We start from the raw sequence: 11,830 nt of genomic DNA, 5'->3' as shown, positions 1-11,830 counted from the left end.
GCGCACGGCGTGAGGGGATGCGTTAATCACCGATCCACCGAATGCAAAAAGGGGATGTGTCATGGCGGATGGATCGGCAAGACGGCGGGGACGCGGGGGCGGTGGTGCAGCGCGCCGGGCAGAACGCACATCGGTCTCTTTCGAGACCGCGCGTTTCATCGAACGCAACATTCCCAATTTCGAGGTCCTGAACGAAGAGGCGCTCGAGATTATCGAGACAAATGCCGAAACCGTGCTGGAAGAGATCGGGGTGAATTTCCCCGACAACCCGGCCGCGTTGCAGCGCTGGCGCGATGCGGGCGCCGACATCGACGGTGAACGGGTGCGCATTCCGCGTGGCCTTGCGCGCAAACTGTGCGCAACGGCGCCGTCTACTTTTACCCAAGCGGCGCGCAATCCTGAACGTTCCGTGGAGATTGGCGGGCGTAACCTTGTGCTGGCCCCGGTCTATGGCCCGCCTTTCGTGCGCGATGTCCATGGCGGGCGGCGCTATGCGACGATCGAGGATTTCCGCAACTTTGTAAAGCTCGGCTATATGTCAAAATGGCTGCACCATTCGGGCGGCACGGTGTGCGAGCCGACGGATGTGGCGGTCAACAAACGGCACCTCGACATGCTGCACGCGCATATGACGCTGTCGGACAAGCCCTATATGGGGTCCGTGACCGAACCCAGCCGGGCACGCGATTCGGTCGAGATGTCGGAGGTGCTTTTCGGCAAGGATTTCGTGGCCGAGAACACGGTCATGACCTCGCTGATCAACATCAACTCGCCCATGACCTTTGACGATGTGATGATGGGCGCGCTTGAGGTTTATGCTCAGGCGGGGCAGGCCTGCATCGTGTCACCGTTTATCGTGGGTGGGGCCATGGCGCCGGTGTCCGTTGCAGGGACGCTGACGCAAGTGATGGCCGAAGTGCTGGCTGGCATCGCCTATTCGCAGCTGTGCAAGGCGGGGGCGCCGGTGATCATGGGCGCGTTTGTGACATCCATCGACATGAATTCCGGCGCGCCGACCTTTGGCACGCCAGAGGCGTCGCACATCACCTATGGGGCCGGGCAATTGGCACGGCGTCTAGGCCTGCCGTTCCGGTCTGCGGGGGGCTTTTGTGGCTCGAAACTGCCAGATGCGCAGGCTGCCTACGAAAGCGCGAACTCGCTGAACATGGGGCTGTTGTCGGGCGTGAACTTCATGCTCCATTCCTGCGGCTGGCTCGAAGGCGGGCTGGTCAGTTCCTACGAAAAGTTCGTGATGGATGCGGATCAACTGGGCACGCTGCACCATCTGGCACAAGGCGTGTCGGTCGATGCTGAAGCACAGGCAATGGATGCCATCCGCGAAGTGGGGCCGGGGGGGCATTACCTCGGGTGTGCCCACACGCAAGCCAACTTCAAATCCGCCTTCTGGAAGACCGATCTGCTTGACTATAAACCGTTTGAGACATGGGAAGACGAAGGCGCGCGCGATACGATCGAACTGGCGCGCCTGCGGGTCGAAAAGCTGCTGAACGACTATAAGGCGCCTGCGATGGACCCCGCCACGCGCGAAGCGCTCGATGCTTTCGTCGCCAAACGCAAGGAAGCAGAGCCCGACAGCTTTGTCTGAACCGGTTCAGGCGGTCGTTTGTGCCGCCTGCAACACCCGTGCTTCGCCCACGATGGCGATCAGCACATCGATATGGCGCAACAGGCTGTAAGCGGAATCGTCCTCGACACGCTGCGTGTTCAACTCCGCCTCGATTTCCATCAAACGCATCAGTGCCGGCGCATGGCGTGGCAGATTCCCGTACCCAAGCAGGCGCGGCAGATGCGCCGTGCGCCGGTATTCCTCCGCGCCGATTCGCGCAGCGCGCATCAGAAGACGGGGGCGTTTGAGGCTTTGCAGCATGGACAGAACGTCTTGCATCTTGGGTACTCCGGTATGTGAGATCCGACCGATTTGGCCGGGTGACTGACAGTACCGTTGCACAACTCTGACGGGTGTTGCGCGCGTCTGGCGAGTGGCGGACGATCGTTTAGCAACTGTTTATCTTTTGGAAACAATGCTGCGGATACCGACGACTGTTAACGTATAGGTAACCAATGCATCTTTAAGTTGTGTGGATAAGTTGTGGATAAACCGGACAAACCGGCGAGGTTGTGAAGGACGGAATGGACATAATGCTGCACAGAACGCCCCCCGATCAGGGGATGGCCGGTTTGCCGGGATGGGTGCCGCCCGCGGCGCGCAACTACCTGGCGCATACGGAGGCCGGGTTGCCGATCCGGGAATTGGCGCGCATGGCCGGGTGCCATGCCTCGACCGTGCTGCGCCAGATCCGGCGCTTTGAAACACGCCGGGATGATCCGCTGATTGATGCGGCCTTGCGCAAACTTGGAACCGGTATGAGAGGGCAGGCGTCGGGCCACCTGAATTCGCAATTATAGGACACGAGCCCCATGCAAGCAGCCAAGCAAGACCTCGCCCCTGACGGTGCTCTTCTCGAACAGGAGGCGCAGCGTATCCTGCGGCGTTTGTGCGAAAAGGGGGCGGTTCTGGCCGTTGCCCTTGTTATGGAAAAGGCCGTGGTGGTACGCGATGGTGCGGCAGGGTCGAGCACACGCACGGCTGTGGTCGATCGCAACGTCGCCGAGGCAATGGCCTTGCAGGACTGGATCAGTGCGGAGCGCGCAGGCCGCATCACGCGGTATCGTATCACCACCGCCGGGCGCACCGCGTTGGCGGATATGATGGATGGCGATGACGCGCCGGAACGCGGCATGTCTGAGGCGGCAGCCCCCTTTGCGGACCAGCACCGTCAATGGGGCGAGCGTACGGTCCGCGATGCCGACACCGGTCAGACGCGCCGGGTGCGCTACAACCTGTCGGAATCGCCGCTGACGGCGCTGGCGCGGCGGCGCGATCGGGACGGCACGCCGTTTCTGGATGACGACATGGTGTCGGCGGGCGAGCGCCTGCGCGAGGATTTTGAGCTGGCGCAGATGGGGCCGCGCGTTGCCCAGAACTGGGACCGGTTCCTCACGGGCGGCGCGCGTGGCGGGTTTGCCGCCGACAGTGGTGTCGGCAGCGGCCCGGATGCCGCCCGCAAACGTGTCGGCGACGCGCTCAGTGATCTGGGGCCGGGCTTGTCGGATGTCGTGCTGCGCTGCTGCTGTTTCCTCGAAGGGCTCGAGGCCACAGAGAAGAAGCTCGGCTGGTCGGCGCGGTCGGGCAAGATCGTGCTGCGCATCGCGCTGATGCGCCTCAAGCAACATTATGACGAAACGACTGGACCGGGGGGCGGCCTCATCGGCTGACCTCTGGTTCGGAAAAATGGCGCCGCGTTCCCTCCCCGCGGCGCCATTTTTTGCCTTGGGTGCGCAAATTGCGCGCATAGCGGCTTTGCACCGCAGTGTATTTTCACGCCACCGGTCTATTGTTAGAGTAGTTTAAGGCTAAACTATTCGTGGACGACCCGATGCGTGACCTCAAGATACCGGCACAGCGGCACCCTGAAAAGGCGCGCCGCCCCGACAATCCACAACCGCAGAAACCCGACTGGATCCGCGTCAAGGCGCCGGTGAGCCAGGGGTACAAGGACACCCACAAGATCATGCGGGACAACGGCCTCGTGACAGTGTGCGAAGAGGCGGGCTGTCCCAATGTCGGGGAATGCTGGTCCCAGGGTCACGCGACAATGATGATCATGGGCGACGTGTGCACGCGCGCCTGTACCTTCTGCAACATCGCCACGGGCAAACCGCCCGAAGCGCTGGATGTGTTCGAGCCGGGGCGTGTCGCCCATGCGGTGGAAAAGCTGGGTTTAAACCACGTTGTGATCACCTCGGTGGACCGCGATGATATCGAGGATGGCGGGGCAGATCACTTTGCCCAGACCATCCGCGCGATCCGTCACCGCAGCCCCGACACCACGATTGAGATCCTGACGCCGGATTTCATCCGCTGCGATCCCAGCGTGCTCGAAATCGTGGTCGAGGCGCGCCCGGACGTGTTCAACCACAACCTTGAGACCGTGCCCGGCCTCTATCCCGAGGTGCGGCCCGGCGCGCGGTATTTCCACAGCTTGCGCCTGTTGCAGCGGGTCAAGGAGCTGGACCCGTCGATGTTCACCAAATCGGGCATCATGGTCGGGCTGGGTGAGGACAAGCAGGCGGTGATGCAAGTCATGGAGGACATGCGCGCCGCGGACATCGATTTCCTCACCATCGGTCAATACCTGCAACCGACGCCGAAACATCACCGCGTTGACCGGTTCGTGACGCCCGAGGAATTTGCCGCATACGAAAAGGCCGCGTTTGGCAAAGGCTTCCTGATGGTCAGTGCGACGCCGCTGACCCGGTCGTCCTACCACGCCGGGGACGATTTCGCGCAACTGCGGGCGGCGCGGCTGGCCAAGCTGGGATCGTAAGACCCGGTACGATACCGTGACCTGCCGGATGGGAGGGCGCCGCTTTGCCGGATGCGCCGTCGCACCGCGCACGGTGGCCAAGATACTGCACGAAAAAGTGGCTTGCACGACGGTTGCCTGCCGCCTGAATGAACCCCGTCGCACAGGTGTGCCATTGGGAAAACAACCGCAAAAAGAACGTTTTACATGTGGGGAATGGTTAATTTTCAACCCTTGCGTGTGACCATTTTGCTTGACCCCTGCGCACCGTCGCGTGACCATAAGGACCGCGCCGCCGCGCGGGGAGTGCACCCATGACCGACGCCGACGACATCAAATCGAAACTGTCAGCCGTGATCGCCGCGCTGGATCCCGGAGCGCATGGGGTTGCCATTGCGCATCTCAATGATGCGCTTGAGGCGTTCGAGGCTGAAAACGGCGGGCGCGCCACCACCTATGCCCTGCATGATCAGGTTGTCGAAGGGAAGGTGCGCGCCATCGGGCATTTGCGCCAGATCAAGTGAACCGAACCTTGCCGATAAAGGGCAAGTTGCGATTGCGTTGCGCGTAGTCGATGCCATAGCCCACGACAAATTCATCCGGTATTTCGAACCCGGTCCAATCGGCCTTGACCTCGACCTCTCGGCGGGTGGGTTTGTCCAACAGCGCAATGGTCCGGAGCCGGGCAGGTGCGCGCGATGCCATCAGCGCGCTGATGTGATGCATGGTGTGGCCGGTATCAATGATGTCTTCGACAACCAGCACGTCGCGCCCTTCGATTGCGCCGCGTAAGTCCTTGAGAATACGTACTTCGCGGCTCGATTCCATCGCATCGCCATATGACGACGCCTCGAGGAAATCGACCTCGATCGGCAGGTCCAGCTCCCGCACCAGATCCGCTATGAAAACGAACGATCCACGCAGCAATCCCACCACGACCAGCTTGTTGGTGCCCGCAAATTCCGCCTCGATCTCGCGCGACAAGGCTTCGATCCGGGCGGCAATCGCCTTGGCCGAGATCATCTGATCTATGACATATGGCCGCTCCGACATGGCTTCCCCTTGATTTTGGCGCGCGCGCAGGACACATCGCGTGGCACTGTTTCACCACTCATAGCGCGATGCCGACCCACTCTGAAACCCGCTTCCTGCCCTACACCCCGCAACAGATGTACGATCTGGTGGCGGATGTGGCGTCATATCCCCAGTTCCTGCCGTGGTGTGCCGCGGCACGGGTGCGCAAGGTCACGCCCAAAGGGGATGCGCAGGTGATGGAGGCGGACCTGGTGATCAGCTTCAAGGTGTTTCGCGAACGGTTCGGATCATGCGTCGTGTTGTACCCGGATGATCACCGGATCGACACCGAATACCTCGACGGTCCGTTCCGCTACATGAAGTCCAACTGGTCCTTCTCGGAGGCTGAGGGCGGGTGCGACGTGTCCTTCTTTGTGGATTTCGAATTCAAGAACGCGATCCTTCAGGGGATCATCGGCGTGGTGTTCAACGAGGCGATGCAGCGGATTGTGCGCGCCTTTGAACGGCGCGCGGCAGAGCTGTATTCGACCCGCTGACTGTGCCAGTCTGTCGGTGATCACCCACCGGAGGCGCACATGACCCTGACCCCCATTCTGGCCCGCATGTCTGCGGATGTGTTCCGTGATGCGGTCACGGACGAGGCGTTGGATGTGATGCGGTTGTCGGTGGTGGATTGGGCCGCCGTCGCGGTCGCAGGGCGGCTTGAACCCGTCGCGCAGGCGGTCCGCCATGTCGAGATGGAGAATGGCGGCCATCCGACGGCGTCCGTTGTCGGGCACGCGACGCGTCTGCCCATGCGCGGGGCGGCGATGGTCAACGGCACCGCGGCCCATGCGCTGGATTTCGACGACACGCACTTTGCCCATATCGGCCACCCGAGCGCTGTCATCGTGTCCGCGGCGCTGGCCATGGCCGAACATCAGGGCGACGGGGACGGGGACATGTTCCTGCGTGCTGCACTTGTGGGGGCAGAGGCGTCCATTCGCACGGGGCTGTGGCTGGGGCGCGGGCATTACGAGACGGGTTTTCATCAGACTGCGACGGCAGGCATCATCGGTGCGGCAGTGTCCGGTGCCGCGATCTTTGATCTGAACATGCCAGAGGCGTGCAGCGCCATTGGCCTTGCCGGGACCCGTGCCGCCGGTCTCAAGGTGCAATTTGGCACGATGGGCAAACCCTACCACGCTGGCATGGCGGCGGCGGGCGCGGTCGAAGCGGTGCATGCCGCGATGATCGGTGTCGAGGGCGCGCAGGAGGTGTTGGACGGTCCGTTCGGATTTGGCGCGACCCATCACGGGGCAGGGGACATGTCCGCATTCGACCACGCCGCCTATCTTTTTCCGCAGGTCAGTCACAAATATCACGCCTGCTGTCACGGTACCCATGCCGCGATCGAGGCGGCGCTGTCCTTGCGCGACGGGATCAACACGGGGCATGTGTCGCGGATCGACATCGCCGTGCATCCACGTTGGCTCGATGTCTGTGCGATCTCGACACCGCAGACCCGGTTGGAGGCGAAATTCAGCCTCAGCGCGACGGTCGCTCTGGCGCTGCTCGGGCGACCGCTAGACACCGATCTGGCGTTTGAGCCGGATGTGATTCTTGCGCCAGAGGTGGTTGCGTTGCGCGACGTGGTGCAGGTGACGGGGGATGACACTCTGTCGGACACGCAGGCGCGGGTGGAAATCGAGGCCGGTGGGCAGAGCCACAGCGCGGCGCATGATCTCGCGCAGGCCGCACCGCTGTCCGAGCGGCAGGACCGGGTGCGGGCAAAGGCCACGGCCTTGATCGGAGCGCCGCAGGCGGATGTGTTGTGGGAGGCGGTGCACCGGCGGGGCGGTGTCGATCTGGACACGCTTGGCACGGTGCTGCGCGCGGAGTGATCCCTGCCCGCGGACGGGCAGGGTCGTTGTTGCAATCAGCTGCTGACGTCGTAGGCGCGTTCGCCGTGGACGGCCAGATCAAGGCCGCTGGTCTCGGTCTCTTCGTCCACGCGCAGGGGCGTGATCGCCTTGACCACGTAGATGAGGACAACCGTCACCACCAACGTGAACACACCGACAATCACCAGCGACCCAAGCTGGGCCGCCCATGCGCCGGCGCCAAAGACTGCGATCATGATCGTGCCAAAGATGCCGCCGACACCGTGCACGGCAAAGACGTCCAGCGTGTCGTCGATCTTGAGCCCGTTGCGGATCAGCGTCACGGCTTCCTGACACAGGATGCCCGCGACGGCCCCGATGATCAGCGCCTCAACCGGGCCGACAAATCCGGAGGCCGGGGTGATCGACGCAAGCCCCGCAATCGTACCCGTAACCATGCCCACAAGGCTCGCCTTGCCGAACTTGATCCGTTCCCACAGCGCCCAGGTCAGGGATGCCGTTGCCGCCGAAATATGCGTCACGGTCAGCGCCATCGCGGCGCCGCCATCGGCGGCCAGCTGCGACCCTCCGTTAAAGCCGAACCAGCCGACCCACAACAGGGCCGCACCCATCATCACCATGCCGGGATTGTGCGGCGGCACGGTCTGGTTCCTGCGCGCACCGAGGACCACGGCCAGCACCAGCGCCGCGATACCCGCGGTTTCGTGCACCACGATGCCACCGGCAAAGTCACGCACGCCCACCTCGCCAAAGATGCCGCCATCGGCCAGCATCCCGCCGCCCCAGACCCAGTGCACCACCGGCGCATAGCACAGAAGCATCCAAAGTCCCGAGAACAGCAACACAAAGCCAAAGCCGATCCGCTCGACATACGCGCCGACGATCAGCGCGGGTGTGATGATCGCGAATGTCATCTGGAACGCGAAAAACAGCACTTCGGGCAAGGTGCCGCTGAGGCTGTCGGCGGTCACACCGCTCAAGAGCAGCTTGTCCAGTCCACCCCAATATCCGCTGTCGCTGCCGCCAAAGGCGATGGAATAGCCTACGACAAACCACAGCACGCTCATCAGGCACGCGATGGCATAGCAGTGCATGAACACGCTCAGCACGTTGCGGGCGCGCACGAGGCCCCCATAGAAAAGCGCAAGGCCCGGCAATGTCATCAGCAGCACCAGTGCGGTTGCCACGATGATCCAGGCGGTATCGGCTCCGTTCATTGTCCCCTCCCGTTTCGGGTTTTTGTTTCTGGGGGGGCTGGTGTCGTAACTGCGCTGCGGAAAAAAGAGGCATGCTACGTTCGGGCATGCTCTTTTTTACGCATTTCTCAAACTGATTAAAAAATCAGCGCACCATACGCGCCATGTTCTAATTTTTAGGCAGGACGCCAAGTCCCTGTTGCTCGGCGCAGGGGACACTTCATCTGCGCCGGGCAAAAGCGTTGATCAGGTCAGGCCGTCGAGGTCGTCAAAGGTGACAATCACCCGAAGAAAGGCGCGTTGATCGTCCAGGATCCCGCCGCTGTCGCGCAGCCTGCGCCCCTGAGAGGTCATGCCCTCACCCACAAGCGAAAACCGCTTTTGCCGCTGGTCGAGTGCAAAACCCTTGAAGCTGCGATGGTTCAGTTCTGTCTTCGTCGACAGCGTCACGTTCGACAGCTCGATGTTCTTGCCCAGCAGGCTCGCTGCGGGGTCGACCACGGCGTTGACCTTGAGGGTGGCATGCCCGGTGCCCGCATCGAACGTCCCGTTTGACGTGTTGACGTACGCTTCGAACGACACGCCCTCGTCATTGGTGAATTTGGGGATGTCGTCCAGCACCATCGTGCCAGCGGCGGTATCCACGGTCACAACCGTTTCGATACCCTGTTCCGCGCCGGTTGTGCCCTCCCGCCCACCATAATCGGGCAGATGGATGCGCACGGCCAATGTGGCAGGCTTGCGGAATACGGTTTGCTTCGGTTCCGGCTCGAGAAAGAAGTTCGACCCGTTTTCGGGCCCTTCCCGGATGATGCGCCACCCGGGGTGCTGGCTGGACGAAAAGGTGATATAGCCGTAGCACGCAACATGGGTGTCGTAATTGCCCGCAGGCAGTTCCAGCCGATAGCGGCCGTTCTGATCCGTACGCACGGAATACAGGGTGTAAGGGTGCTGAGCCTTGATATAGAGGACGGATGCTTCGGGGATGGGTTTGAACACTGCGCGCCCATCTTGAGTGACGCGTTCCCACACGTGGCCGGTGACGATTGCCATGGATAAATACCTATTTTCAAATAACTTGGGGCCTCAGAATTGCCCGGCTGGCGGCTCAGGTCAAATTGACCGCACACCGCTTTGCAGTTTTTCGCGCTTTACGTGAGTGCGCGGAGCAGCAGTTGCAGCGCATGATCGCGCGCAGCTTCCCGCACAGCGCTGCGACCAAGGGCGCCGAATTCAACGGTCTCGGTTCGGGTGCCAGCGGCGTCGGCAAGGCCGAAACACACGCGCCCTTCGGGCTTGAATTCCGATCCGCCGGGGCCCGCGATGCCTGTGATCGACACGGCCAATTGCACGGGCGCATGGGCCAAAGCGCCCCGCGCCATTTCGGCAGCGACCTCTTCGCTCACTGCGCCGTGGGCGTCGAGGGTGGCCGCCGACACGCCCAGCATCTCGATCTTGGCGGCGTTGGTATAGGTGACAAAGCCACGTTCAACCACAGCCGATGCGCCGGGAATGTCGGTGAGGGCGGCCGTCACCATGCCGCCGGTACAGCTTTCGGCGGCGGCAATCATGATGCCCTTTTCTTTTGCAACTTCAATGATTTCGGTGGCGAGGCTCATCGCATCAAAACCCCATGTGCAACACCGGCCAGCACCAGCACACCCACGGCGGCAAACAGTCCTGCGATCACATCATCGAGCATCACGCCAAGAGCGTCACCCCGCCGGTCGGCCCACCCGACGAGCCACGGCTTCCAGATGTCGAACAGGCGGAACAGGACGAAACCCGCGACCCAACCGGGCCACATGTCCAGAATGTCGATCCCGCGTGTGCTGGCGGCATAGCTGAGCGGGAATAGCGCAATCCACTGGCCCGCCACCTCATCCACCACGATTTCGGACGGATCGTGGTCCGCCTGACCGGCTGTCATCTGCGCCGTTGCCCACCAGCCAGCCGCGAACACGATCAGCGTCGCAATGCCGAGTGCGGCGACCCCGCCCAGCAGGTGCACGCCATAGGCCAGCGGGAGTGCAGCCGCCGACCCCCAGGTGCCAGGGGCCGGGCGCAGATAGCCTGCGCCGCAGACGGTGCCGATGGCCCGCGCGATCATGCGCTGACCAACGCGGCGGTGGCGATGCAGGCGATGCCCTCACCGCGGCCCGTAAAGCCCAACCGCTCGCTCGTCGTGGCCTTGACCGACACGCGCGCCGGGTCGAGCGTGCAGATCTCCGCGACGCGCGCGCGCATGTCTGCCGCGTGCGGGCCCACCTTGGGAAATTCGCAGATCAGCGTGCAGTCGATATTGGAGATTCCAAAGCCCATGTCGCCCGCCAATTGCACGGCATGGCGCAAAAACACATGGCTTTCCGCGCCCTTCCACTGCGGATCGGATGGCGGGAAATGGGTGCCGATGTCGCCCTGAGCCAGCGCGCCATAAATGGCGTCGGTGATGGTGTGCAGGCCCACATCCGCATCCGAATGCCCCACCAGCCCCGCGGTGTGCGGCACCCGCACGCCGCACAGCATCACATGATCGCCCGGTCCAAAGGCGTGCACGTCGAACCCGTTGCCCAGTCTAATGTCCATGCCGCCCCCGCAAGATCCGTTCAGCCCGGACCAGATCGCCGGGCAGGGTGATTTTCATGTTGTCTTCGTCGCCTTGCACGATCGCAACATCAAGACCAAAGGCGCGCGCGACCTCAACGTCATCTGCGGCACCGCCGGGATGCGCGTCATGTGCTGCGCGTATCGCGTCCAGTGCAAAACCTTGCGGCGTTTGCGCCCGGAAAAGCCCGGTGCGGTCCTGCGTGCCTGTGACGCGAGTGCCGTCACCGGTCCAAAGCGCATCCGTCACCGCCAGGGCAGGGGCGGCACCTGCGTGCGTGGCAAGCGCATCCAGCACCGCGTCAATCACCTCTGGCGTGACCAGCGGTCGGGCCACATCATGGATCAACACCTGGGCGCAGTCGCGCACCTTTGCCAACCCGGCTGCGACGGATGCCGCGCGGTCCGCACCACCGGTTGCGGTGTCCACACCGCTCAGCCCCAGATCGCGTACCCGCGCCGCATCATCGGCATGAAAGACGACCACCACTTGGGCGATGCGCGGATGATCGGCAAAGACGGTCACGGAGTGGCGGACGACAGGCATACCGGCCAGCATCTGCCACTGCTTGGGCACGTCCCCGCCGGCACGTGTCCCCCGTCCCGCAGCCACGATCACGGCAGCGGCGCGGTGCGCGTCTTGACCCGAACTTGTCATGGCCAATGCATAGGCACTGCGATCTGTGCTGTCCATGGGGCTGGTATTTGCCTATATTTTAGGCAG

The 11,830-nt window shown here is 62.8% G+C and carries 13 protein-coding genes and 1 pseudogene; 6 read left to right on the top strand and 8 right to left on the bottom strand.

Features of this window, described 5'->3' with window-relative positions:
* The first annotated feature begins 61 nt into the window (after positions 1-61).
* Entirely contained in the window at positions 62-1,606 is a 1,545-nt protein-coding gene (locus ACERHN_RS19690) for a trimethylamine methyltransferase family protein (protein ID WP_415920707.1), read from the top strand.
* A 6-nt stretch (positions 1,607-1,612) separates the two neighbouring features.
* Here the strand turns inward: ACERHN_RS19690 and ACERHN_RS19685 are convergent, their stop codons facing one another.
* Positions 1,613-1,906 carry a DUF6477 family protein gene (locus ACERHN_RS19685; protein WP_415920706.1) on the bottom strand — a complete coding sequence of 98 codons (294 nt, stop codon included), beginning with the start codon at positions 1,904-1,906 and terminating at the stop codon, positions 1,613-1,615.
* Positions 1,907-2,160: 254 nt separating this feature from the next.
* On the opposite strand from ACERHN_RS19685, the pseudogene ACERHN_RS19680 reads away from it, so the two are divergent.
* From ACERHN_RS19680 to ACERHN_RS19670, 3 genes and pseudogenes are all read left to right on the top strand, one after another.
* A pseudogene (locus ACERHN_RS19680) lies at positions 2,161-3,297 on the top strand (DUF6456 domain-containing protein).
* 161 nt (positions 3,298-3,458) lie between these two features.
* Positions 3,459-4,409 (top strand): lipoyl synthase, encoded by a 951-nt coding sequence (lipA, locus tag ACERHN_RS19675; RefSeq protein ID WP_415920705.1) that lies wholly within the window; start codon positions 3,459-3,461, stop codon positions 4,407-4,409.
* Positions 4,410-4,702: 293 nt separating this feature from the next.
* Positions 4,703-4,912: a hypothetical protein gene (locus ACERHN_RS19670; protein ID WP_415920704.1), complete on the top strand. Its 210-nt coding sequence runs from the start codon at positions 4,703-4,705 to the stop codon at positions 4,910-4,912.
* On the opposite strand, the gene hpt is transcribed toward ACERHN_RS19670, so the two are convergent.
* Positions 4,905-5,441, bottom strand: coding sequence for a hypoxanthine phosphoribosyltransferase (hpt, locus tag ACERHN_RS19665; RefSeq protein ID WP_415920703.1), 537 nt, complete (start codon positions 5,439-5,441; stop codon positions 4,905-4,907). The two genes, ACERHN_RS19670 and hpt, sit on opposite strands and share 8 nt — an antisense overlap.
* 68 nt (positions 5,442-5,509) lie before the next feature.
* On the opposite strand from hpt, the gene ACERHN_RS19660 reads away from it, so the two are divergent.
* Together ACERHN_RS19660 and ACERHN_RS19655 are read left to right on the top strand one after the other, a co-directional pair.
* Positions 5,510-5,959: a type II toxin-antitoxin system RatA family toxin gene (locus tag ACERHN_RS19660; RefSeq protein WP_415920702.1), complete on the top strand. Its 450-nt coding sequence runs from the start codon at positions 5,510-5,512 to the stop codon at positions 5,957-5,959.
* Between the two features lie 39 nt (positions 5,960-5,998).
* Positions 5,999-7,306, top strand: coding sequence for an MmgE/PrpD family protein (locus ACERHN_RS19655; protein ID WP_415920701.1), 1,308 nt, complete (start codon positions 5,999-6,001; stop codon positions 7,304-7,306).
* Positions 7,307-7,341: 35 nt separating this feature from the next.
* Here the strand turns inward: ACERHN_RS19655 and ACERHN_RS19650 are convergent, their stop codons facing one another.
* The 6 genes from ACERHN_RS19650 to ispD all read right to left on the bottom strand — a co-directional run bounded on the left by ACERHN_RS19650 (position 7,342) and on the right by ispD (position 11,764).
* Positions 7,342-8,523, bottom strand: coding sequence for an ammonium transporter (locus ACERHN_RS19650; protein ID WP_415920700.1), 1,182 nt, complete (start codon positions 8,521-8,523; stop codon positions 7,342-7,344).
* A 225-nt stretch (positions 8,524-8,748) separates the two neighbouring features.
* On the bottom strand, positions 8,749-9,555 hold the full coding sequence (locus ACERHN_RS19645; RefSeq protein WP_415920699.1) for a carboxypeptidase-like regulatory domain-containing protein: 807 nt from the start codon (positions 9,553-9,555) through the stop codon (positions 8,749-8,751).
* Positions 9,556-9,653: 98 nt separating this feature from the next.
* The gene (locus ACERHN_RS19640) at positions 9,654-10,121 is read right to left on the bottom strand and encodes a CinA family protein (protein WP_415920698.1); all 468 of its coding nucleotides are present in this window, start codon (positions 10,119-10,121) and stop codon (positions 9,654-9,656) included.
* Entirely contained in the window at positions 10,118-10,612 is a 495-nt protein-coding gene (locus ACERHN_RS19635) for a phosphatidylglycerophosphatase A (protein ID WP_415920697.1), read from the bottom strand. Before ACERHN_RS19635 ends, ACERHN_RS19640 begins: the two co-directional genes overlap by 4 nt.
* Complete coding sequence (gene ispF, locus ACERHN_RS19630; RefSeq protein ID WP_415920696.1) at positions 10,609-11,088, bottom strand: 2-C-methyl-D-erythritol 2,4-cyclodiphosphate synthase; 480 nt, start codon at positions 11,086-11,088, stop codon at positions 10,609-10,611. Before ispF ends, ACERHN_RS19635 begins: the two co-directional genes overlap by 4 nt.
* The gene (gene ispD / locus ACERHN_RS19625) at positions 11,078-11,764 is read right to left on the bottom strand and encodes a 2-C-methyl-D-erythritol 4-phosphate cytidylyltransferase (protein ID WP_415922777.1); all 687 of its coding nucleotides are present in this window, start codon (positions 11,762-11,764) and stop codon (positions 11,078-11,080) included. Before ispD ends, ispF begins: the two co-directional genes overlap by 11 nt.
* Positions 11,765-11,830 lie beyond the last annotated feature (66 nt).

Origin of the sequence: Tateyamaria rhodophyticola (assembly GCF_047777875.1) — a bacterium.
Classification (GTDB): domain Bacteria; phylum Pseudomonadota; class Alphaproteobacteria; order Rhodobacterales; family Rhodobacteraceae; genus Tateyamaria.
The sequence above is the reverse complement of the archived record's forward strand: the minus strand, read 5'-3'. Positions and strand labels throughout refer to the sequence as shown.